We start from the raw sequence: 22858 nt of genomic DNA, 5'->3' as shown, positions 1-22858 counted from the left end.
CGGAAGTCCTTTTTATTATATCCAGATCCAATCAACCATCCATATCGTCGATGCCATGACAAGAAAGCTCAAAGGCAGACCAACCTTTAAATAATCTTTGAATCGATATCCCCCCGGTCCGTATACAATCAAGTTCGTCTGGTATCCGATTGGAGACAGGAAGCTTGCAGACGCCCCGATGGTTACCAAGATGACAAAGGCCATCGGTTCTACTCCCAGCCTGTTGGCGGCCTCGACAGCGATTGGGAACATTAAGACAGCGGCAGCATTGTTTGTGATCATTTCTGTAAAGAGAGCCGTCAGAACATACAACAGAACGAGGGCTCCGAAAATCCCGAATGGATCGGACAGTCGGATCAGTCCGCCGGCTACCCATTCGGCAGCGCCCGTTTTGAACAAGGCCTGCCCGATTCCAAAGGCACTTGCGATGAGCAGAAGGACGTGGAACTGGACATTCTGCTTGGCTTCATCAGGAGTAACAATCTTGCACAGGAGATAAAAGACGACCAATATACTCATTGCCGTAAACATGGACAGGGCGTTCATGGTGACAAGGCCGATCATTGCGACCAGGGACAGGAGTGCCGTCCACGCCTTCCAACTGCTCATCTTATTTAAGAGCGGGTGTTTCTTAAGCGGTGTAACGACATAAAAATCTTTTGACTGAGCTGCTCTTTCCTGAAAATCAGCTCCTGTCAAAAGCAGGAGCGTGTCTCCGGCTCTCAACTCAATGTCACCAATTTTACTTTCAATCCGTTCATTGTTCCGATGAACAGCGACCACTCCTGCATCAAACGTCGCCCGGAATTGTGTTTCTTTTATCTTTCTATGCAGCAGAGAGGACTGGTGAGAGACGACGACTTCCACAAGTCGGCCGTGTCCGTTCTCCAATTGTTCCAGGGAGACGTCCGTTCCTGTTTTGATCGTCAATCCTTTCTTATCCTGCAGCTCAGCGATCTTGGAAATGATACCAGTGAAAATAAGGCGGTCCCCCGCTTTTATCGTTGTAGAATTCTTAACCGGACACACTTTATCTTTGGAGCGCGCAATTGCCAGCAGATAAACTCCTTCCAAATTACGGAGTCCTGCCTCTTCAACCGTCCGATTGACGGCTGGAAAGTGATTCTCTACAACCACTTCCATCAAATATTGCTTCCGTTCATCCCCGCTTCTTTTATTCAAAGGTTTGTAGTCAGGAAGAATACGGTAACCGACCGTCACCAAATAAACCAACCCGATCAAGCTTGCGGGAAGACTGACTTGTGCAAGAGTGAAAAGACTGTATCCCTCCATCCCCCGCTCCAGCAGCAATCCATGGACGACAAGGTTGGTGGACGTACCCATCAAGGTAAGTATTCCTCCCAAGATGGAAGCGTAAGATAATGGAATCAGAAATTTAGACGGTGATATATTATGATCGGCACACCATTCGCGAACGATCGGTGTCAGCGTTACGACGATCGGTGTATTATTCAAAAATGCCGAAGCACCGGATATCGGTACAAGAAACCGGAACAACGATCTCCTCTCCGACTTCCCTTTCCCGAGCAGGGCTGCCACCGATCTCTCAACCAACCCGCTCTTCTGAATGACACCAGCTATGACGAACAGCATAGCAACCGTCAGCATACCTTCATTGGAGAAGCCGGAAATCGCCTCTTCCGGTGTAATGATGCCCACTGCAAGAAACGCAATCAACGCGACGAACACGATAATATCCGGCCGCGCCACCTCTTTAAATAAGCAGATCATCATCACCAAGACGACCAGCAGCACAAACCCCATCTCCCAGGTCATTGTCAATCCTCCATACCCACCTGTTTATAGTCTTACGAAATTAAATATTCAGAATAATCATCAATTGATATTTAAGTCTATAGGTTTACTCGGAATTACGCAACTCTTTTATAGTAAAATATTTCAAAACTATTGGCAGTGTTCCTTAATTTTGAAAAAAATACGTACCTTCGCCCTGTCTGCAAGCAGGATATGTGGAGAAAATCGCGTCATATATATGAATTCTAGAGATTGGGTACACTACGAATACTTTCAAATCAAAGGAGATGCAGGAATGATGAATAACTGGAAAACACTATCCTTGCTGGCGGCAGTCCCTTTTTTCCTGTTAGCAGGATGTAACGATAATGATGAGGTAAGCAACCCACCTGAGGATGCACCTCAAGAGGAGCAGGCAGAAAATGGTGCAGCAGAGACGGATGAACAATCTTTTCCGTTCACCAGCTTCGACTTAGAGGTCCACTATCCGGAGAACAATACATTTGATGTGGATTATGAAAAGGAGAAAGATGGAATGGAAGCGAGTTATCAAGATGACATGGACGACCAAAACCTTCAGTCCGACGAGGCATTGGCACAAATGACACCTCTGTTCCAGGAGCTGACGTTCGACAAGGACACCGCAGACGATGAGGTCATCAAGCAAGTGAAGGAAGCCTTCAACCTGCCGGATGATTATGAGTCTTTCGAGCTCGACGTCGATTTCCCGGATGGTACGGAGAAAGAATACAGGGATAAAACAAAATAAAGGAAGAACACCTCCGGCAGGATGATCGGAGGTGTTCCTTTTTTATGAAATTATCCCCTCCTAAACTCCTGCCATTCATTGTAAAATAAAAGGAGTACATCCATTACATAATGGAAGCAGGAGGTCGTTCGACTATGTCGGAAGCAAACGCTGTCCAATTTTCAAAGCAGCCACAAACAAGGAAATCCCTCGCGGAGGACCTTAGAAATCTAGGAGTGGAGGAAGGCATGACGGTGCTTGTTCACAGCTCGATGAGTTCGCTGGGCTGGGTGTGTGGAGGACCTGTCACCGTCATCCATGCTCTGCAGGACGTTCTGACACCGACAGGGACCTTGGTCATGCCTGCCCATAGTGCCAACATGTCGGATCCAGCCGGATGGGGGAATCCACCCATCCCTGAATCGTGGTGGGAAACGGTGCGCGCAGAAATGCCCGCCTTTGATCCGGTCATCACTCCTAGTTACTTCATGGGACAGATCGCGGAGGCGTTCCGTTCTTTTCCTGATGTCAAGCGGAGCAACCATCCGGTCTCTTCCTTCGCAGCCTGGGGGAAATACAGCGAAGAAATCACGAAGGACCATTCGCTTGATTTCGGACTTGGGGACCAGTCTCCACTCGCCCGGATTTATGACCGGGACGGGTATGTCCTTTTACTTGGTACGGACTATGAGAGCAATACGTCCATGCATCTCGGGGAATATCGTTCCAAGTGTCTGAAAGAATGTACGAATGGAAGTCCGGTTTATGAAGATGGAAAGAGAGTATGGCGGACTTACAAAGATTTAGAGTATGAGGAAGAACGTTTCCCAACAATCGGAGAAGCATTCGAAAAGGTGCACCAGGTGAAGAAAGCACCGGTCGGAGAGGCAGAAGCCCGTCTGCTTCCCCAGCCCGCAGTGGTGGACTTCACAGAAGCATACCTCCTCCACGCACACCAATAAAAAAAAGAGCTTGCGGGATTCAGCCCGCAAGCTCTTTCTCTTGTCTTATTCTTTTTTATCTGAGGAAGCTTTCTGCTCAATCATTTCTGTTTCGTCTAAATAGCGAAGCAGGTCGCCGTAGACGACAGAGTCAGATAGAGCAAGCTCTTCTTCCGCTTGTTTAAATCCGGATGTACAAGCATCTTCCCCTTCTACCGGTTCGCCGGTCTCCCTGTCATAGCAGTTGCCATTGACACCGACGTACTCTTCATTTGCGAAGTTACCATCACGGTCGATCATCAATTCCTGACGATCTTCACTGAAGAGATCCTGTCCGAATTGAACGGGATTGTCATCTTCCACACCGAGCAGATTCATGATTGTCGGACGCAGGTCGATTTGACCACCGACTGTATCATATTCTTTCGGCTCAATGCCTTCTCCGATGATGAGAAGCGGTACGCGTTGAAGCTGGAACTGTTCGTATTCATTGATATCTTTATCCAAATACTCACCCATGGCTTTCTTATGGTTCTCAGAAATACCGAAGTGGTCCCCATAGATGACCAACACCGTGTCATCGGCCAGATCAGATTTCTTGAATTTCTCTACAAACTGTTTCAATGCTTCATCCTGATAACGAATCGTCTGGAAGTAGTTATTCAGCGTCTTACTGGATGTTTGTCCAGGCTCGATCATCTGTTTATCTTCCGGAAGCGTAAACGGATGGTGGTTCGTCAGTGTAATCATCTTATTATAGAAAGGCTGATCGATCTGTTCCATCTTATCCAGGGATTCATCAAAGAAGTACTCATCGAGAAGACCCCAGTTATAGGATTTATCCTCAGTTACATCAAAATCCTTCTTGGAATAGAAACGATCATATCCGAGTGAATCATACATCGTATCACGGTTCCAGAAGCTGGCATCGTTCGCATGCATAACAGAAGACGTGTACCCTTCTTTGCCTAGCACTTCCGGCGTTGCCTCATATTCATTCCCCGCATGCGTAAAGAATGCAGATCCACGGTTCAATCCATACAAGGAGTTATCCAACAGAAACTCGGAATCGGATGTACGCCCCTGCTTCACCTGGTGATAGAAGTTACTGAAATAAGCCCCTTCTTCTTTCAGGTCGTTCAAGTATGGCGTCAGCTCCTGTCCGTTCACCGTATTATCGACAACAAAGGTCTGCGTACTTTCCAAGGAAAGAGCAATAACGTTCTTCCCTTCTGCAATTCCCTTCATTTCTTCACTAGGCTCCGTCTTTTTCTCATTTAGATAATTCAAGACAGGCGCAAGTTCATTACTGTCGGCGAAAGAACGCTTCGCCTCTGTCTGTCCCTGTAGAACAAGGTCATACGCGTGGAAGTTCAGGACACCAAGGTACTTGACAAGCATGTTCCGGTCGAATGCCCGCTGCAGCAATTCCGTACGCTCAGTCTGTGCCCAGCCGAGGTTCACGACAAACAAAGGAACAGCGATCATCGCAAGGATCAAACCTTCCTTTCGTTTCGGCATGAAACTCTGCAAACGATTTTTTCTTAAGAAGAACAATAGAAATGCAGCGACGAAGACATCAAGGAACAGGAAAATGTCTGTGGCTGACATGATATCGGTGATACTTCCGCCAAGACCGGCAAGGTTTGCCGCCTGACCTAACATCGGAATCGTTAAAAAGTCGTTGTATTCTCTATAAAATAGGACGTTTACATACAATAGTAAGGACCCGAATATATACATCCCCAGCATTCCCTTACGGCCGCCAAGAAGAATACCGACACCGAATAGTAGGAAAATACTGCTCAGTGGGTTGAATGCAAGAATAGCCGCTTCATTGGCATTTTCAATATTCAACGTGAAGACACTGCCCTGAACGTAATACATCTTCGCCCAGAAAATTGCAATGACAGCAGCATAAATCATGAATTTCTTCTTGAATTCGGGGTTTTCCATCTTTGTTTTAAATTTAGAAAACATGATACAACCTCCGTAAATAGTGATCTAATTTATTTATGTTCCATCAATAGCTGATACCAATTAAAATTAAGCATGCGTAGGAGAACAAGATTGATAATACCACATTTACAATAAAAAAACGCAACAATAATGGAACTGTTATATGTTCTTAATACTATTACACCACTATTACACAACAGTTACCGTAAGATGATAAAAAACTCCAGAAAGCGACAGGCGCTTCCTGGAGTTCAGGGGGACTCTTTTTAAACTATATTCTTTACCAGCTCCACAAATGCATCCGCTTTGATTCGTTTCTTGCCGCCACCCTGGACAAAATGCGGTTTTCCTCCGCCTTTTCCCTCGATATGCGGCAACACTTGTTTCGCCACGTCATTCATATTTCTGTCCAGTCCGCTGCCACAGGCAAGTACAAACTGGAGGGCATCTTCCTGTTCACTGACGAGCAGGACACAGGCATCCGTCGTTTCGTTCAACACAGCCTGCCCTAAAGTCTGGAGCTGCTTAATGGAACGGTCCTGATATACTGCAGAGAGAAACTGTTTCTGCTCTCCTTGTTCCACAAGCTCCTTCGCTTCATAGCCGATCAGCTTACTCTCCAAATCCAAGATGTACTTATCCTTCTCTTTGCTTTTTTCATTCAGCTCAACGATTTCCTCCGGCAGCGCCTCCTCGGGACGGGCAACGAGCTGCTTCAACTCCGTCAACAGTCGATGTTTCTTCCCGAACTGTCCAAGCAGACGTTCTCCACAGACAAATTCCAGGCGCACCTGACCCTTATTCTTAGTCCAGCCCAGAAGCTTGACAGCCCTTACTTCCCCGGTCGCCTGCGGATGTGTTCCGCCGCATCCATTATAATCAACGCCCGGAATCATGACGAGACGGACATTTTCCGTGACGGCGAGTTTCTTACGCAAAGGATACTTCCCCGCCTCTTCCGCCGTCATCCATGCTGTTTCCACCTTAATATTTTTCAGGATCAAGCGGTTGACCTCTGCTTCCGCTTCTGTAAGCGTTTCTTCCAGAAGCTCAGAAGTATCCAAATCGATCGTGACCGTTTCCTCACCCAGATGGAAGCTGGTCGTCTGCCACTGAAAACGATCTTCCAAGACTGCAGAAAGGATATGCTGACCGCAATGCTGCTGCATATGGTCAAAGCGTCTGGCCCAGTCAATTTCCCCATGGACGGTACCTCCGACGACCATCGGCTCCTCCAAATAATGACGGATATCGCCGTCCACTTCTTCCACACCCGAAACCGGTGCTCCGTTCAAAGCTCCTCGATCACTCGGCTGGCCGCCGCCGGTTGGATAAAAGGCTGTTTCTTCAAGTATGACGAAAAATCCGTTATCATCCTGCCCGGTACGAGCAATGGTTGTATCAAATGCTGTCAAATAAGCATCTTCATAATATAATTTCCGTGTCATATACTTTCCTCCTATGTATATCCTACGGGAATCGTAGCATTTTTTCACATGGTGCCGCCACATATTTCCCGGGAAATCGACGAAACAATAAAGAAGACTCCGCTGTTTCCAGCAGAGCCTTCGAGAGTCTTCCTAATAATTATAAAGATCCTACAGCATCGCGGACGGTCGTATTTCCCCCGACCACTTGGAATTCCTTACCGATTGTCGCCTCATTTTCCAATGTCGCAAGAATGACGCTCGCCACGTCTTCACGGGAAATTTCCCCGCGTTCGACTTTCTCTGCCGCTTCCACTTCACCCGTACCCGCATCGTTCGTCAGCATTCCCGGGTGGATGATCGTGTAATCCAGATCCGTTCGTCGCAGCCAGTCATCTGCATAGTGCTTCGCAATGACATAAGGAGCGAAAGAAGCCGGTGCTTCCTGAATCGCTTCCCGCGTCGTATCGAAAGAACTGATCATGACGTAGCGCTTCACACCTGCCTGCTTCGATGCTTCGATCGTCTTCACCGCACCGTCAAGGTCGATCATTACTGTTTTATCAGGGCCGGTATTCGGACCGGATCCCGCTGTAAATACGACAGCGTCCACTCCTTTAAACGCTTTTGCAATGGTTTCCGTGTCGTCTTCCAAGTCAATAAGGACCGTTTCGGCTCCTAAATCTTTGAAGTAGGACGCCTGCTCCTCTTTGCGGATCATAGCGACAGCTTCTACTTTTTCGCTGTCCTGGATTTTCTCAACCAGATGTTTACCGACTTGACCATTTGCACCTACTACAAGAACTTTCACTCTCACTCATCCTTTCTATGGAAAACATACATGGTATAGTTTGTTCACCTGTAAGATATGTAACCTTTTTTTATAAAAAGCAAACATCCCAGCTGTTCCTACCATGGGGAAGAAAGGAAAATATTGTTTATTTATGGATTGTTTGATATATTGAACTGTGACAACTGAATACGTTTTGATTCGGGTGCAGGCGCACAAATGCTGCCTGCTTAAAAGGGAAACCGGTGAAAAGCCGGTGCTGTCCCGCAACTGTAATTGGGAGCGAACTGAAGGACCACTGTCCCCGTCATCGAGCGGGAATGGGAAGGGTTCAGGGAGCGATGATCATAAGCCAGGAGACCTGCCCGTTTCAGCGAACATCATGTACCTACGAGGATAGGGGGTGTGAAGTGCCGTTTCAGGAGAAGGATGGATACGCATGGCTGCGGATCTTATTTGCTTTTCCTAGGAAGAACGCAGCTTGACAACTTCTTGGGGAAGTTGTTTTTTTATTGGCTTTATTTCCGAATGAAATAGAGGTGTCTCTATGATTGATCCGATAGACAGCTATATCGACCTTTTTAAAGCATCTATTATGAATCAGTTCTACGCCGCTCTTCCAAGTACACTGGAGGAGACGTTCGAACAATGGCAGAAGGAATGCCGTGACTCGGAGGAACGAATTCGTTTAGAAAAAGCATACGTCCTTGTCCGCGAAGAACTTTTCGGTAAGCATTCGCTGTCCTGATCTTATTTTTGTAAGCGGTTACTATAAGGAGGATGTCTATGCCTGATCAAATGATCTATCGACCTGGTCTTGATGGTGTGATTGCTGCAGAGACGCAGCTTTCCTACCTGGATACAGAGAAAGAGGAAATTGTCATCCGCGGCTATGAACTGATTGAGCTTGCCGGCTGTAAGACCTATACAGACTTGATTCATCTTCTGCTTCACGGCAGTCTCCCTGCAGGTGCAGAACGATCAAATATCGAAGCTAATTTAATAAAGGAATATTCCCTGCCGCAAGGTTTTTTTACGCTTTTCGAAAAGCTTCCGTCCTCTACACACCCGATGGATGCGCTGCGCACAGGTGTTTCCGCCCTTGCCGGTCACGATGAAAGGCTGGAAGACCGCTCACCGGAGGTCATGCGTACGACGGCGCTGCGTTTACTGGCTAAAATTCCGAACATCGTCGCTAACAGTTACCACATCCTGCAGCAGAAACCGGTCATCGAGCCCACGGAGGAACTCTCTTACAGCGCGAATTTCTTATACATGATCACCGGTACGATACCCATCGGAGCAGGAGGTGAAGTTCTTCGACCGTTCCCTGTTGCTCTACAGCGAGCACGAAATGCCGAACTCGACCTTCACCGCCCGGGTCATCGCATCGACGAATGCCGACTTGTATGGTGCCTTGACCGGTGCCGTCGCCTCCTTAAAAGGGAATCTTCACGGCGGTGCGAATGAAGCGGTCATGCATATGCTGCTTGAAGGAAAAACGACCGACGGATTCCGTCACCTGCTCTATGAAAAGCTCCAGAAGAAAGAAAAGGTGATGGGATTCGGGCATCGAGTGTATAGGAATCGCATGGACCCACGGGCTTCCCTCATGAAAGAAGCTCTTCGGGAACTCGCAAAAGAAAAAAAACGTGAAGACCTGTTTGACATGTGTGAAGCAGGAGAAGCCGTCATGAAAGAAGAAAAAAATCTATATCCGAATCTGGATTACTACGCTGCTCCTGTCTATTACCTTCTTTCTGTTCCAATCGCTTTGTACACGCCGATCTTCTTTGCTGCAAGAACCCTCGGCCTCTGTGCCCATGTCACAGAACAATACGCCAACAACAAGTTGTTCCGTCCCCGTGTCCTTTATTCCGGCCCGCGGGATCTGCATCCATAAAGGAAGAAAGCCGGGCTGCCTGCCCGGCTGTATGGTACATATTCTTTGTAAAGGTGGAGATGAAATGGAAGAAGTGAAAATGAATACCCTCAAGGAAACCGATCCATTATTGGAGGAAATCGCTGCTTATGCGGTTCACGAAGAAGTTACCAGCGAGGAAGCGTTGCAGACAGCCCAGTACGTCCTGATGGATTCGCTTGGCTGCGGGTTTCTCGCCCTTCGATACCCGGAATGCACGAAACACCTCGGTCCCATCGTTCCTGGTACTATCGTTCCTGACGGCTCGCGTGTCCCGGGGACTTCCTATGAATTGGATCCTGTTCATGCCGCCTTCAATATCAGCTGTATGATTCGTTGGCTCGACTACAATGACACGTGGCTCGCTGCCGAGTGGGGGCATCCCTCCGACAACCTGGGAGGAATCCTGGCCATCGCCGACTATATCAGCCGGAGGCGACTGGCCGCAGGGGAAGCTCCGCTCCACATGAAGGACGTGCTCGTGAACATGGTGAAGGCCCACGAAATTCAAGGTGTCCTTGCACTTGAGAACAGCCTGAACAGAGAAGGTTTGGACCACGTCCTTTACGTAAAAGTCGCAACAGCCGCCGTTGTTACAGCGATGCTCGGCGGGACGAAGGAAGAAGTCACCGATGCCGTCTCGCAGGCATGGGTCGATAATTCCAGTCTCCGCACATACCGCCACGCGCCAAACACCGGATCACGGAAATCCTGGGCTGCCGGTGATGCGACAAGCAGGGGTGTCCGTCTGGCTTTAATGACGAGAAAAGGAGAAATGGGATATCCCACAGCACTATCTGCGCCAGGGTGGGGCTTTCAGGATGTCCTGTTCAGCGGGAAAAAGCTGACACTGGCCCGCCCGCTCGGTTCCTATGTCATGGAGAATATCCTGTTTAAAATCGCATACCCAGCCGAGTTTCATGCCCAGACGGCTGCGGAAGCCGCCGTCCAGCTCCACACGGAAGTAAAAGACAGACTCTCCGACATTGCCAGGATTACCATCACAACCCATGAATCGGCGATTCGGATCATTGATAAGAAAGGACCGCTGCACAACCCTGCGGATCGCGATCACTGCCTGCAGTACATCACAGCTGTCGGATTGATTTACGGCACCCTGAACGCCGACCACTATGAAGATGACACGGCCCGGAATCCGGATATCGACCGACTAAGAGGGTTGATGACAACGGTGGAGTGCGAGGAATACAGCCGCGATTACCTCGATCCGGATAAACGTTCGATCGCCAATGCTGTTCAGGTATTCTTTACAGACGGTTCCTGCACTGAACAAGTGGCAATTGAATACCCCCTTGGCCACCGCAGACGCCGGGATGAGGGAATCCCGCTTCTTTGGAACAAGTTCCAGGACAATTTGAAGACACGCTTCCCATTCCGTCAGGTGAACCGGATTATGAATCGATGTGAGGATTACGACCAATTAATCGATACATCCGTGCCTCAATTCATGGAATTATTCCGTATATAAGGAGGAGAACGTATCATGACATGGATAGTGGAACCTACATCGACCCAGCCGGAACGAGCAGCAGCGTTCAAGCGATTGATGGAAGAACAGGACCTGCTCAGGATTCCCGGTGCCCATGACGGCATGTCTGCCAAAATAGCCAAAGACGTCGGGTTCAAGGCCCTTTACTTATCAGGTGCCGCCTATACTGCCAGCCGTGCACTGCCCGACCTCGGCATGATTTACTCCAACGAAATGGCAGCAAAGGCACAAGAGTTGATCCGTGCCTCCGACCTTCCCTTACTTGTCGATATCGACACCGGGTACGGCGGGACCATCACCGTCGCCCGCGCAGCGATGGAAATGGTAGAGGCAGGAGTTGCTGCCGTTCAAATCGAGGATCAGCAGCTCCCGAAGAAGTGCGGCCACTTAAACGGAAAAACACTTGTCGATACAGAAGAGATGATGCAGAAAATCCGCACGATTAAAGAAACGGCTCCTACCCTCCTGGTCGTCGCCAGAACAGATGCTAAGTCGGTGGAAGGAATGGATGCGGCGGTCGAACGTGCGAATAATTATGTAAAAGCGGGCGCAGATGCTGTTTTTCCAGAGGCTTTGACGTGCGAGGAAGATTTCAAAAAGGCGTCCGATGCCATTCACGCCCCTCTTCTGGCCAACATGACGGAATTCGGGAAAACCCCGTATTTCACCGGGGAAGACTTCGAGGCATTCGGAATGAACATGGTGATTTATCCTGTCACCTCCCTTCGCGTCGCTGCTAAAGCCTACGAACGGATTTTCACGGAAATCCTGACCCAAGACACACAAAAGCACAAATTGTCCGACATGCAGTCCCGTGAAGAGTTATACGAAACGATCAACTATTATGATTATGAAGCACTGGACAAGAAAGTAGCCAAAACCATCCTCCCTGAAATCGGAAGGGAATCAAAATCATAAAAAAAGCCCCGGGATGCCTCTCCCGGGGCTTTTCATCAGCCGCGATGCTTGATCGCAAGGCCTTTCAGGAAATTCCTCGCATACTTATCGCCGCATGGTTTGTAGTTTTTATGCCCTTCTTTTCTAAGCAGCGCACTCAATTCGCCTTTTGTTATCGTCACACCGGCAAGTCCGATGATGTCGATCACATCTTCGTTGGTGAGTTTCAATGCTATTTTCACTTTCTTCAGCATGACGTTATTGACGCTGGAATAGTTCTTGATGGAACGGTCCGGTTTGACAGGGGTGCCATCCTTAGAAAGCTGAGGGCCCCTTTCAAATGTAATCAACCCGTTCAGGAAGGACTCCAACATGCTGTTCGTACACTTGATATGCACCTCGTCCTCGTACGCTTCATCATCGTATTCCTCATACTCTTCCTCCGGCTTGGTGAGAACTTTACGCACGTCCTCTTTCGTCAGCTCTACACCGCCGAGCTTGAATATTTCAACCATGTCCATGTCGCGGATATCGAGGGCATATCGCAGCCGTATCAATATATCATTATTATCCATATCATAACCTCCATGTAGTGTCGCGGATTCTTTTGCAGCAAAAGACGACCGGCCTGTTAAAGGACTATTTTAACACAAGTATCCCATTATCCATATCCCCTTCATCTTACCCAAGAACACACCGAAAAAACCGCCCCCATAGCGGGAAGCGGTCTATCGGGTTACGTCTCTGTTTTCAGCAGCCGCCTTAGTATTTTTCCTGCGCTCGTCTGCGGCAGCGAGCGGCGGATTTCGATGGCTGAAGGTACCTTGTAGCGGGCCATATGCTCCTTGGCCCATCCTTTCAGCTCTTCTTCCGTTACGTCGGCCTCCTGCTGCAGAACGAGGAACGCCTTCACAACCTCCCCTTTTCGCTCATCCGGGATACCGATGACGGCTGCCTGTACGACAGCCGGGTGCTTCTTCCACAGCGATTCCACATCTTCCGGGAAAATACTGAACCCGGAGGACTTGATCATCTCCTTACTCCGACCTTGAAAATACAGATAGCCGTCCTCATCGAAGTAACCGATATCGCCCGTATGCAGCCAATCATCCTTCCTAACCTCTGCTGTAGCCTCCGGACGATTCCAGTAGCCCTTAAACACACCCGGGCTTCGGATAACAATCTCCCCGGACTCCCCTGGTGGACAAGCTTCTCCTGTCCATGGATCATGGATCTCTATCCTGGAACCAGGAACCGGAACGCCGACGGAACCGAATTTCACCTTTTCCGCAGGCATATACGTATCGACCGTATGTGATTCACTCAAGCCGTACGATGCTTCAAACAAACGGCACCCCGGCGCTAGCTCCCTCCACCTTTCCGCAAGACTCTCCGTCACCGGCATACCGAAACTGGTACACAGGTTCAACCGCAAGTGTTCAAGCGTTCCTTCTGTTCCCATGTCAAGTATCGCCTCATTCATCGGTGCGGTGCTGTACCAGACCGTCACTTCATAATGTTTAAGCATCCTCAACGTTTCAACCGGATCAAAGCGTTCCATCAACACACACGGAGCCCCTGTGTAGACAGGGATATTCACGCCCATCACCATTCCCGCTATATGGCACAGCGGCATGACCGCAAGCCACGTTTCCCGATTCTCCACTCCGTTGGCGCTGACTGCAGCCGCCGTTTTGTAAAGGGCATTGCCGTAGGTAAGCATGGCCGCTTTCGGACGCCCGGTCGTCCCGGATGTAAAAGCAAGCAGAGCGGTCTCATCCATATCAACGGCGGTTGGCTTTTGTAACGAAGGGCCTTCAAGAAGAACATCTCTCCATGCCACTTCCCGCTGCTGCAGGGTTGAATCCTTCTCTGAAACGGCGTCTGCTCGGTACTCGCTGTTTCGAACGGCAATGACACGGGCGAGCGTATGCTCCATTTTTCTAACTTCCGAAAGCAGTTCGCTGCCCGCGAAAACGGCGCACATCCCTACTTCTTCCACGAAGTAATCCAACTCTCCAGCCTTATACATCGGACTGAGCGGACAGACGACTGCCCCGATGTACTGAATGGCATAATGAGCGATCACGTATGGTGGTCCGTTCTGCATGAAAAGCCCGATCCGATCACCTTTTGTAAATCCAGCGGAGGTTAAGAACCCTGCGACCTTCTGAACCTGCTCCAGCACGTCTCTCCAGTTCCAAGCCTTTCCGTAGTAAATGTACGCCGGATCGTTCGGACGCTGCCTGGCATGGTCCTGTAAGTATTCCGCCAAAGGTTTCTTCCCCTTTTTATACATCACCGTATCGTCTCGTCCCTGCTTCTTCATTCCATCCCTCCTACTGCGACATCGGCCAATCAGCGAGACGTCTGTCGCTTTTCACTGGACCGGAAGCCGTCGCCGATCGAAGGAAACGGAGAAGAAAGGAACGGGTAGCTTCCGGTTCAATAATGTCTTCAATCAGAAATTTGCCTGCTGCCTTCATCGGGGAGCTGTCGAAATTCCACTGCTCTAAATATTTGGCTCGTTCCTGCTTCGGATCTTCTGCCTGTTGAATATGCTTTCCATACACCACATTCACACCGACCTCAGGACCGGTGAAGTTGATTTCCGCCTCCGGCCAGGCAGCGACGACGTCTGCTCCCATTCCGGGTCCGCACATATTTCCATAAGCGGCTCCAATACTCTTTCGGAGAACGACCGAGTATTTCGGCACCGTCGACTTAGCAAGGGCCGTGTTCCAGTTCATAATCTTCGAAGCCATCTTCCGCTTCTCCGCCTGGCTGCTGATCCGGAAACCAGGCGTGTCATGAAGAAAGACGAGGGGAATATGGTAGGAATCGCACAGGCAGATGAAATCCACCGCTTTATCACATTCCTCCGGTCCCGGTGCACCTGCCATCTGCATCGGTTGGTTTGCGACGATCCCGGTTACCTGCCCGTCCAGACGGGCAAAACCGGTGATCAGTGCTTTTCCGTAAAACGATCGGTATTCCATGAACGTCTGCAGATCAAACAGAGTTGCGATAACCTCCCTCACATCATAAGGGCGCCGCAAATTGGCAGGTACGATGTCCATTACATCAATCCTCCGATCGCCATCCCCGCTGTGAACGACCGGCGGGGTGTCTTCTGCATTGGAAGGTAGGTAACGGAAAAATGTGCGCAGCATCTCGATGGCATCTTCCTCGGTTTCCGCTATGTGATCGATGTGACCCGTGTGGACGGCATGGACGCCGGTTCCGCCAAGATCGTCCGCTGTCAGCCGCTCCCCGCTTGCCATTTCGAGCATCCTTGGTCCTGCTACGGCCATCCCCGTTCCCTTCACCTGAGTGACAAAATCGGAGGTGACGGCCATCCATGTCGGACCGCCGTAGCATTCTCCAAGTATGGCAGTCAGGACCGGTGTTTCCCTCCCATGATCGAGCATGCAGCGAGGGAACAGTTTGTCACTGATGCCGTCGGAACCCATCCCGTCCGGCATCCGCAGTCCTCCGCCTTCACATAAGTTGAACAGCGGCAGCTTCCGTTTCTTCGCATAGGAATAGAAGAACTCACTCTTTCGCAGGTGCACTTCCCCCTCTGTTCCGGACAGCACGCGGACGTCCATCGCCTGAACGACCGCCTCTCTCCCTTCCACGCGGATCATGCCGCCGATCAGTCCGTCTGCCGGTGTCCGCTCTTCCATACCAGGTACCGGAGAATGTGCGGCCGCCCCTAGTTCCCAGAACGACCCGGCATCCGCAAGCAGATCGATTCGTTCCCTTGCACTTAATTTCCGCTGTTTCACTAAGCTTTCCTGTTTTCCCTCCACTATCGTATCCCCCTCACATACTAACCAGTCGGTATGTTTCGATTATACGTTTACCGTTCTGAAAATTCAATTATATTCCAAGTCAAATAAAGACGCTCCTCTCTTCCAAAGGAGCGCCTACTTATCTTCTTCCGGACGATACGTTTTCGTGAGATAGATCACAACGGTAAAGAAACATCCTCCGAAAATAAAACCGAGCTTCAACCATACGTTCGGAGCAATGAAAAACGCGGAGAAAAGAAAGGAAAACCATATCATGATCAGGACAGATACCTTCGCTTTGACAGGAATCCCTCTGCCCGATTTATAATTTTGGATATAGGAACCGAACCATTTATTCGTCATCAGCCAATTGTACAGACGGTCGGAACTGCGCACATAACAAGCTGCTGTCAACAGCAGGAACGGTGTCGTCGGAACCAGAGGGAGAACGATTCCCAACACGCCAAGACCGAGTGATATACTGCCAATGACGATCAACAGTACCTTTACAAACTGTTTCATCGATTAACCCCTTACTACATTCGTCGTATCTCTTCTTATGTTAACCTGATTCCCTTCATAATTTCCATTCGTAACCGTCAGTAATTGTTTCCATACAAAAAAAAGGCCGCCCTACGCCAAAGGTGCGACCTATTAATACCTTCTTTCCTTTATGTATGAAAGAAACTTCAGATTCCTCTAGTTCACGGTAATGGGTTTCTCTTTATGGGTATGCCAGTCCCCTTTTTCCACATGCAGCTTCACTTGATAGGTTCCGGATTCCGGGAACACATAGTCAGCCGTATACGTCTCTCCCGCTTCCTCCGCATCGACGAAATCATGGGACTCTTCCCCTTCTTTCCACACTTCGAAACGGACGTCCGCACCTTCCACCGGCGCTTCTGCTTCCATCACATGCGCGGTCAAGGTCGTCTCTTCCCCTTTTTCAACAGGCTCCTCCATCATGATATGGACCATCCCACCTTCCTCTTCCGAAGGCTCTTTCTGTGCAGAATCGACATCTCCGATGACAAGCTCGTCCTTCGGCATGTTGTGAGATCCTCTTGCCTGGACGTGGGAAACGACATAGTACAGACCCGCTTCCTCTACAGAGGTTTCGACCTCATACATGCCGTCCCCCGTTGATTCGCCTTCGAGCATTTTGTGGTCTTCCTCATCCTGGCCGTCCTGCCACATCTCGAATTGGACCTCGTCGGCATCATTTACAGCTTCTTCCCCTTTCGTTACATGGGCCTGTAAGGTGAAAGTGTCACCAGGTTCCAGCTGTTCTTCCGGAGTCGTTGAGAAACGGACGTCGAGAGGTACCAGATCACTATCCGCCGCCTGCTGTTCCGCGTTGTCTTCCCCTCCGCATGCCGTGAGCATCAGCAGTATACCAACCATAAGAAAAGTTCCGATTATTGACTTCCTGCCCATTCCGAAGCACTCCCTTTCATTATTGGACTTTCTTCAGATCTTCCACAATCTTGTCCATTTCGCTCCGCTTCGTTCCATCATACTTCTTGATGACCTTCCCTTCCGGATTGACGAGGAAGAAGCTTGTCCCGTGCATGTACTGATCAGAATCCGGGATCTCGTCGACCAGGTTGCTGAACGACTTGATGGATAATTCCTTAATCGTCTGGAATTCATACCCTGTCAAGAAGGACCAGTTGTCGTAGTCCGCTCCGAATTTGTCGCCGAATTCTTTCAACGCTTCCGGTGTATCATTTTCCGGATCGATGCTGAAAGAGACAAGCTGGGCATCGATATCCTCTTCCTCCATTTTCTGCTGCAGCACAGCCATATTATTCGTCATCGGAGGACAGACCGTCTCGCAATTTGTGAAAATCGTATCAGCCACCCACCAATCTCCCTCTAAATCTTCGTTACTTAATTTACCGTTATCTTGCGTCGTGAAGGAGAAAGACTGGACAGAGCCTGACATGTTCGACTCAATTTCCCCGCCGCAACCTGCCAGCAGCAATACTCCCAACAGAACCATTACGTATCGCTTCATGAAAACAACACCTTTCATTATTCATCTTCCAGATCCAATAAAGGAAAGGAAAGAGTAACTTTCGTCCACTCGTTTTCTTTAGATTGGATATTTATGTCCGCCTCGTGTTTGACGATAATTTGCTTGACGATGGCAAGTCCGAGACCAGATCCTCCTTCTTTTCTCGATCTCGACTTATGTACACGATAGAATCGATCCATGATCTTGGCCAAATCCTTCTCAGGTATTCCTGCCCCTGTATCGTGAATTTCAAGCAGGGCACGGTCTTCTTGCTGTCGCACAGTAATCGTCACTCCATCTCCTTCTTGACTATAGCGGATGGCATTATCCAGGAGATTGCTTAAGACTTGCTCGAGACGATCTGCGTCCCCTTTAATGATCAGCTCTTCATCAAGCTCAACCTTACAATCCATCCCCTTCTGTTGCAAAGGCAGTCGGAACTTTTCCACCACCTCCAGGACAAGCTGTGAGAAAGGAAGAATATCCAGCTGCATCGGATACGACTCCCCTTCCAGCTGAGCCAGGTCGAGCAGATCATGAACCAGCCGGGAGAGCCGGATTGTCTCCTGATGAGTGATTCGGATATATTTCTTTTCCTCTTCCTTTCCCATGACTCCTTCTATAATCGCCTCTGTATATCCTCTCATATAGCTTAGAGGGGTACGTAATTCATGGGAAACGTTCTGAAGGAACTCTCTCCGGTTGTTCTCAACTTCCTCCAGCGATTGAGATAATCGATTGAAAGAGTGGGCAAGAGCACCGACTTCATCCGATGAAACAACCTCCATCCGCTTGGTAAAATCCCCACCGGCCATTTCTTCAGAGATCATCCTCATATTCTCCAACGGCTGCACAAGCTGGGCAGCTATTTTCCTCCCCGCCCACACTAACAACGATAAGAGAATGAGAATCGCCCCGATTAAAATAAGAGAAATGGAATGAAAGGGCGCATAGACATCGTCCAGGGGCATATACAAAAATACCGCACCTGAGAGAGCATCTCCCTCCAGCAAAGGAATGGCCACAGCCAGAATATCCTGCTCAAAGAGCGGATGCTGCCGGACCATTGTAACGGTTTCACCATCAAGCAGCTTCTGCCTCTCTTCAAAAGTGATCAATGATTCCTGCAGCGGTTCCTCATAAGGCAGCGCACCGCTCAGCTCCATTGGATTCTGAGTAAAGATGATTTCCGCTTCCATATTTTCATTCATCCACCGCAGACGCTCCTGGAAGGTACCTCCCTCCCCATCTTCCATATACACATCCTTCAGATTGTTTCCTTGTAGAAGAAGCGTGTCTTTCTGATTGTCTACATAAAATCTTTCATAAAGAAAGTAGGTAAGTCCGATGACGATCAGTACAGCTCCGATGGAAACTACAGCCATCGTCACCCATATCTTCTGTTTCAATCCAATCGCTTTCAGCCAGTCTCTAATTGAATTTATAGCCGACACCCCAAACCGTCTGCACGTAAACTCCTGCTGACTTCAGCTTCAATCTCAACGTCTTGATATGGGTATCTACGGTTCTCATCGTCCCTTCGCTTCCAAATCCCCACACACGGTCAAGCAGTTGATCACGTGTGAACACCTGGCCTTGATTCTGGATTAAATGAGCGAGCAGTTGAAATTCCTTTCTCGTCAAATTTACTTTCTTTTGTTCGACCCGCACGACATGTCCTTTCAAGTCCACTTCTATCTTTTTATACCTGAAGTATCCTTCTCCTTCTATCTGGAAGCCTTTCGTACGACGGAGAGAAGCTTCGATTCTAGCTACCAGTTCCTTCGGGCTGAACGGCTTGACAATGTAATCATCCGCTCCTACCTTCAAACCATACACCCGGTCGTCTTCATGGCTCTTCGCCGTCAGCATCAGAACAGGAACATCAGAAAAACGCCGGATTTCCCTGCAGGCCTCCATTCCGTCCATCTTTGGCATCATGACATCCAACAGGACAAGGTCGATTTCTTTTGTCTTCAGCAATCGAACTGCTTCTTCTCCGTCCTGGGCCGTACACACCTGATAGCTGTGCGCCTCTAAATACGAAGTAATCAGGCGGATCATTTCCTTCTCATCATCCACAACTAATATGTTCATTCCTCTTTCCCTCCAGCTATCATCGTTACAGGCCCTCCATCTACAGCAATTTCCCTTGTGACTTCGAACGATTCGATGTCCATGACGGTTACTTTATCACTGTCGATGCTTGATACATAGAGGTTGCCATGTTGGGAGATGACGTCAAAAGGATTCGCTCCCACTTTAACCGTCTCTTTGTTTTCATAATCATCGAACGGGACCTTCACTACTTCATGAGACCCGTGACAGACTACATACAAATTCGAACTTCCTTCCGGGCTGTACAGATTGACCGGCATCAAGCCGACAGCTATCCGATCCATCTGCTCCCCTTTGTCGACATCAAACACATAGACGTGGCGGTTTAATTCACCATGTACCGGTCCATGGCCGCCGATATACAGTTTAGAATCGTTATACCACAGCCCCTCCGGCAGATGGGGAACTGCAATTTCCCTAACCACTTCAAAAGTCTTCGTATCAATGACGGAGACCGAGTCATCCTGCTGATTCAACACATACAGCATTTCTCCATGATCATCCGTCACCATGGAAAGGGGAAAAGAACCGACTGGTATCATCCCCGTAATCGCCTCTTTTTCTGTATCAAACACCTGTACCTGATTGTTTTTACTGTCTGCCAGATACAACTGGTGGCTGTCTGCATCATAAAGTAGCTTATTGACATCCGGTCCGACATCCGCCCAATTCTTTGTTTTCCCTGTTTCCAAATTCAACAGGACCAGGAAATCCTCTTTTTTCGTCGTGAAAGCTATATGTAGATCATCGATCCTTTCCATATCAGCAATAACGGTCCCAACCTTTGTATCCTTCAACAAATTACCCTCCGGATCCAGAAACGACATCCGATTGTCTTTCAAGTGGGAAATAACAATCGAATCTGCCGCCCCCTGCGGAATCACAACCTTGTCCTCCCGGCAGCCGGACAATAGAAGTAAAAGGACCAACAACAAAAACATCCAACACTTATTCATACCGTCCTCCCAACCTTATCCAATCATCCTGTCCAGTTACTAATAAGTATAAAAGATAATTATGAAATCTTTGCGAAATTCCAGGCAATTATTTCAAAATCATGGAAAGAAAGGAGAAACGCATTTTCATAGGAAAAACACCTCTCTATGGAGGTGTTTTCCTCTTTTATTTGTTAAGCAAGTTTTCTGCGCTTTGGAAGAGACTTTATCGATACTGCTGCCTCCGTACCCACATCGTTGCCGCCCACTTCTCTCCGGCAGTGACCGGCGAACCTCCATGAAGCGTACGCTCATTGATCGCAGGATCGTTATAGAAATACTCGAAATAGACCGCCATTCCTTTGTGAGGGGAGACGGTAAGGTTCATTTCCGGGAAATATGTTTCCCCGCCTTCTTCGACATCATTCAAGTAGAGGACGAGGGTGCTGATCCTCGGGTTTTTCGCGGCTCTGGAAGTAGAACGGAAATAGTCATGGTGCGCTTTATATTCCTGACCCGGTTTATAATGAAGGATATGAATCCCTTCTCCATGCTCCACCGGCACATTCATAATCTGAGCGAGGCGCTTCTCGATCCTGCCCGTCAACTCATCGTCCGGCAGAAACGCACTGCTGCTCGTACGGATATCACTCACATCATGATCGGAACCGATTTTGGAACGGTTCACCTTATCCTTCGACAGACGGATCAACGCTTCACACTCTTCCTCACTGACGACATTTCCCAATATAGCGATCTTCGGTTCTTCCATCTTCGCAAGAATCGTCACGTCACGATCCTCTGTCACAATCCTGCTTCCCGTATGATCGAAAATAGATGCTTCATTTACATGTGTTGCCACTTATTCATCAACCTTTTCTCATTTGATAAAACGCTTACAAAACAAAGGCATATCTTTATGGATATAAAAGCTATTCTATCATTTTTCTCTCCTTTTTTCTGCTGGTTTTCATAAAATTTACAAAATTGTTCACATATGAAATCGGATATCCAAAAAAAAGCTCTTCCTGCCTCATGGACAGGAAGAGCCTTCAACAAGCTGCTTCAATTCGGAGAAGTTTGAGGTCCGCCCCATCGCCCACATCAGCTTCGGCAGCAGCGCCTCGGTATTCATATCGTTCGAAAGGATGACCTTCTCCTGATCGATCACCCTGCCGACCTTATAGAGCGATAAGTCCGCTCCTTCTTCCAGGCACTGTGTCGTGATGACGACGATCTTCCCTTCCCCGATCAGTTCCTCTACGGTTTTGGTGAGATCGCGCTCGAGAAACGGCAGTCCGCCGCTTCCGAATGTTTCAATAATGACGGCCTGAAAATGATCTTTGATGAGATTTAACATTTCCGGTTTGACTCCCGGATACAGCTTGAACAAATGAACATCCGTGCACAGCCCCGTTTCCAGGCGAAAATCACCTTCCACACGATCCGGCACATCCATATTAGGCTCAATACGGTCGCCCTCGATATAAGCAATATATGGATAGTTGATACTTTCAAACGCATCATAGCTTTCGGTCCTCATTTTGACCGCATGCGTTCCTTCAATGACCCGTCCGCCGAAGACGACGAACACACCGGGTTCTCCTTGTTTTGCATAGGTAACAGCATCCGTCAAATTCCGCACTCCGTCCGTCTTCTGTGCATCGATCGGCTGGATGGAGCCGGTCAATACCACCGGCTTCTGCAGATTCGGCAGCATGTAGGACAAGGCTGCGGATGTATAGGACAGCGTATCCGTTCCATGAGTGATGACGAACCCATCGTAGTCCGGATAATGCGCATAGACAGCCTTTGCTATCTCTTCCCAATGCTCCGGCTGCATGTTCGTACTATCGATGTTGAGAACCGTATCCGTATCAATCTGTACGTCCTCTTCCTTCAATGGCAGATAACCGACCAGATCCTGGATGGGAATGCCCGGGATCAGCCCCTCCTCCGTTTGGATACATCCGATCGTTCCACCTGTCGACAAGAGAAGAATTCGTTTCATTATCTCCA

General features: G+C 48.8%; 20 protein-coding genes, 1 pseudogene and 1 riboswitch. Of the genes and pseudogenes, 6 read left to right on the top strand and 15 right to left on the bottom strand.

Going from position 1 to position 22858, the window contains the following annotated elements; all coding sequences use genetic code 11:
- Positions 1 to 15 precede the first annotated feature (15 nt).
- Positions 16 to 1797, bottom strand: a complete 1782-nt coding sequence (locus QRD89_RS02535) for an SLC13 family permease (RefSeq protein ID WP_286096246.1) — start codon at positions 1795 to 1797, stop codon at positions 16 to 18.
- Between the two features lie 274 nt (positions 1798 to 2071).
- Between QRD89_RS02535 and QRD89_RS02530 the strand changes: the two genes are divergently transcribed.
- Together QRD89_RS02530 and QRD89_RS02525 are read left to right on the top strand one after the other, a co-directional pair.
- A complete protein-coding gene (locus tag QRD89_RS02530; protein ID WP_286096245.1) occupies positions 2072 to 2545 on the top strand; it encodes a YusW family protein in 474 nt (157 codons plus the stop codon).
- Positions 2546 to 2679: 134 nt separating this feature from the next.
- A complete protein-coding gene (locus tag QRD89_RS02525) occupies positions 2680 to 3486 on the top strand; it encodes an AAC(3) family N-acetyltransferase (protein WP_286096244.1) in 807 nt (268 codons plus the stop codon).
- 45 nt (positions 3487 to 3531) lie between these two features.
- Here QRD89_RS02525 and QRD89_RS02520 read toward each other — a convergent pair whose 3' ends face one another.
- The 3 genes from QRD89_RS02520 to QRD89_RS02510 form a co-directional block, all read right to left on the bottom strand.
- Positions 3532 to 5445 (bottom strand): LTA synthase family protein, encoded by a 1914-nt coding sequence (locus QRD89_RS02520; RefSeq protein ID WP_286096243.1) that lies wholly within the window; start codon positions 5443 to 5445, stop codon positions 3532 to 3534.
- Between the two features lie 245 nt (positions 5446 to 5690).
- On the bottom strand, positions 5691 to 6872 hold the full coding sequence (locus QRD89_RS02515) for an alanyl-tRNA editing protein (protein ID WP_286096242.1): 1182 nt from the start codon (positions 6870 to 6872) through the stop codon (positions 5691 to 5693).
- Between the two features lie 139 nt (positions 6873 to 7011).
- Positions 7012 to 7662, bottom strand: a complete 651-nt coding sequence (locus QRD89_RS02510) for an SDR family oxidoreductase (protein WP_008634412.1) — start codon at positions 7660 to 7662, stop codon at positions 7012 to 7014.
- A 165-nt stretch (positions 7663 to 7827) separates the two neighbouring features.
- Positions 7828 to 8024, top strand: a riboswitch (cobalamin riboswitch).
- Positions 8025 to 8188: 164 nt separating this feature from the next.
- Here QRD89_RS02510 and QRD89_RS02505 point away from each other — a divergent pair.
- From QRD89_RS02505 to prpB, 4 genes and pseudogenes are all read left to right on the top strand, one after another.
- Positions 8189 to 8389, top strand: coding sequence for a hypothetical protein (locus tag QRD89_RS02505; RefSeq protein WP_286096241.1), 201 nt, complete (start codon positions 8189 to 8191; stop codon positions 8387 to 8389).
- A gap of 38 nt (positions 8390 to 8427) precedes the next feature.
- Positions 8428 to 9544 (top strand): annotated as a pseudogene (mmgD, locus tag QRD89_RS02500) (citrate synthase).
- 64 nt (positions 9545 to 9608) lie between these two features.
- Entirely contained in the window at positions 9609 to 11051 is a 1443-nt protein-coding gene (locus QRD89_RS02495; RefSeq protein WP_286096240.1) for a bifunctional 2-methylcitrate dehydratase/aconitate hydratase, read from the top strand.
- A gap of 15 nt (positions 11052 to 11066) precedes the next feature.
- Complete coding sequence (gene prpB, locus QRD89_RS02490) at positions 11067 to 11990, top strand: methylisocitrate lyase (RefSeq protein WP_286096239.1); 924 nt, start codon at positions 11067 to 11069, stop codon at positions 11988 to 11990.
- Positions 11991 to 12025: 35 nt separating this feature from the next.
- On the opposite strand, the gene QRD89_RS02485 is transcribed toward prpB, so the two are convergent.
- The 11 genes from QRD89_RS02485 to QRD89_RS02435 form a co-directional block, all read right to left on the bottom strand.
- The gene (locus QRD89_RS02485) at positions 12026 to 12544 is read right to left on the bottom strand and encodes a YehS family protein (RefSeq protein ID WP_286096238.1); all 519 of its coding nucleotides are present in this window, start codon (positions 12542 to 12544) and stop codon (positions 12026 to 12028) included.
- Between the two features lie 161 nt (positions 12545 to 12705).
- The gene (locus tag QRD89_RS02480) at positions 12706 to 14298 is read right to left on the bottom strand and encodes a class I adenylate-forming enzyme family protein (RefSeq protein ID WP_286096237.1); all 1593 of its coding nucleotides are present in this window, start codon (positions 14296 to 14298) and stop codon (positions 12706 to 12708) included.
- A 10-nt stretch (positions 14299 to 14308) separates the two neighbouring features.
- Entirely contained in the window at positions 14309 to 15784 is a 1476-nt protein-coding gene (locus tag QRD89_RS02475; RefSeq protein ID WP_286096236.1) for an acyl-CoA carboxylase subunit beta, read from the bottom strand.
- Positions 15785 to 15901: 117 nt separating this feature from the next.
- Complete coding sequence (locus QRD89_RS02470; RefSeq protein ID WP_008634393.1) at positions 15902 to 16288, bottom strand: YbaN family protein; 387 nt, start codon at positions 16286 to 16288, stop codon at positions 15902 to 15904.
- A 177-nt stretch (positions 16289 to 16465) separates the two neighbouring features.
- Positions 16466 to 17203: a FixH family protein gene (locus tag QRD89_RS02465; RefSeq protein WP_286096235.1), complete on the bottom strand. Its 738-nt coding sequence runs from the start codon at positions 17201 to 17203 to the stop codon at positions 16466 to 16468.
- 19 nt (positions 17204 to 17222) lie between these two features.
- On the bottom strand, positions 17223 to 17786 hold the full coding sequence (locus QRD89_RS02460; RefSeq protein ID WP_026578812.1) for an SCO family protein: 564 nt from the start codon (positions 17784 to 17786) through the stop codon (positions 17223 to 17225).
- A 17-nt stretch (positions 17787 to 17803) separates the two neighbouring features.
- Entirely contained in the window at positions 17804 to 19240 is a 1437-nt protein-coding gene (locus QRD89_RS02455; protein WP_286096234.1) for a sensor histidine kinase, read from the bottom strand.
- Positions 19218 to 19883, bottom strand: coding sequence for a response regulator transcription factor (locus tag QRD89_RS02450; RefSeq protein ID WP_286096233.1), 666 nt, complete (start codon positions 19881 to 19883; stop codon positions 19218 to 19220). Before QRD89_RS02450 ends, QRD89_RS02455 begins: the two co-directional genes overlap by 23 nt.
- Positions 19880 to 20860: a YncE family protein gene (locus QRD89_RS02445; RefSeq protein ID WP_286096232.1), complete on the bottom strand. Its 981-nt coding sequence runs from the start codon at positions 20858 to 20860 to the stop codon at positions 19880 to 19882. The genes QRD89_RS02450 and QRD89_RS02445 overlap by 4 nt, the downstream gene beginning before the upstream one ends.
- 205 nt (positions 20861 to 21065) lie before the next feature.
- On the bottom strand, positions 21066 to 21701 hold the full coding sequence (locus QRD89_RS02440; protein WP_008634390.1) for a 2OG-Fe(II) oxygenase: 636 nt from the start codon (positions 21699 to 21701) through the stop codon (positions 21066 to 21068).
- A gap of 171 nt (positions 21702 to 21872) precedes the next feature.
- The gene (locus tag QRD89_RS02435) at positions 21873 to 22850 is read right to left on the bottom strand and encodes an asparaginase (RefSeq protein WP_286096231.1); all 978 of its coding nucleotides are present in this window, start codon (positions 22848 to 22850) and stop codon (positions 21873 to 21875) included.
- Positions 22851 to 22858: the final 8 nt, after the last annotated feature.

It is taken from the genome of Halobacillus sp. ACCC02827 (assembly GCF_030291935.1).
Lineage (GTDB): Bacteria > Bacillota > Bacilli > Bacillales > Halobacillaceae > Halobacillus.
This window is presented reverse-complemented; position numbering and strand designations above follow the sequence as displayed.

Bases quoted from the DNA above. Each gene is read 5' to 3' on its own strand.
- prpB (WP_286096239.1), top strand. From the start codon at position 11,067: ATGACATGGATAGTGGAACCTACATCGACCCAGCCGGAACGAGCAGCA.
- QRD89_RS02505 (WP_286096241.1), top strand. From the start codon at position 8,189: ATGATTGATCCGATAGACAGCTATATCGACCTTTTTAAAGCATCTATT.
- QRD89_RS02470 (WP_008634393.1), bottom strand. From the start codon at position 16,288: ATGAAACAGTTTGTAAAGGTACTGTTGATCGTCATTGGCAGTATATCA.
- QRD89_RS02520 (WP_286096243.1), bottom strand. From the start codon at position 5,445: ATGTTTTCTAAATTTAAAACAAAGATGGAAAACCCCGAATTCAAGAAG.
- QRD89_RS02435 (WP_286096231.1), bottom strand. From the start codon at position 22,850: ATGAAACGAATTCTTCTCTTGTCGACAGGTGGAACGATCGGATGTATC.
- QRD89_RS02535 (WP_286096246.1), bottom strand. From the start codon at position 1,797: ATGACCTGGGAGATGGGGTTTGTGCTGCTGGTCGTCTTGGTGATGATG.
- QRD89_RS02525 (WP_286096244.1), top strand. From the start codon at position 2,680: ATGTCGGAAGCAAACGCTGTCCAATTTTCAAAGCAGCCACAAACAAGG.
- QRD89_RS02450 (WP_286096233.1), bottom strand. From the start codon at position 19,883: ATGAACATATTAGTTGTGGATGATGAGAAGGAAATGATCCGCCTGATT.
- QRD89_RS02445 (WP_286096232.1), bottom strand. From the start codon at position 20,860: ATGAATAAGTGTTGGATGTTTTTGTTGTTGGTCCTTTTACTTCTATTG.
- QRD89_RS02495 (WP_286096240.1), top strand. From the start codon at position 9,609: ATGGAAGAAGTGAAAATGAATACCCTCAAGGAAACCGATCCATTATTG.
- QRD89_RS02485 (WP_286096238.1), bottom strand. From the start codon at position 12,544: ATGGATAATAATGATATATTGATACGGCTGCGATATGCCCTCGATATC.
- QRD89_RS02530 (WP_286096245.1), top strand. From the start codon at position 2,072: ATGATGAATAACTGGAAAACACTATCCTTGCTGGCGGCAGTCCCTTTT.
- QRD89_RS02515 (WP_286096242.1), bottom strand. From the start codon at position 6,872: ATGACACGGAAATTATATTATGAAGATGCTTATTTGACAGCATTTGAT.
- QRD89_RS02465 (WP_286096235.1), bottom strand. From the start codon at position 17,203: ATGGGCAGGAAGTCAATAATCGGAACTTTTCTTATGGTTGGTATACTG.
- QRD89_RS02460 (WP_026578812.1), bottom strand. From the start codon at position 17,786: ATGAAGCGATACGTAATGGTTCTGTTGGGAGTATTGCTGCTGGCAGGT.
- QRD89_RS02480 (WP_286096237.1), bottom strand. From the start codon at position 14,298: ATGAAGAAGCAGGGACGAGACGATACGGTGATGTATAAAAAGGGGAAG.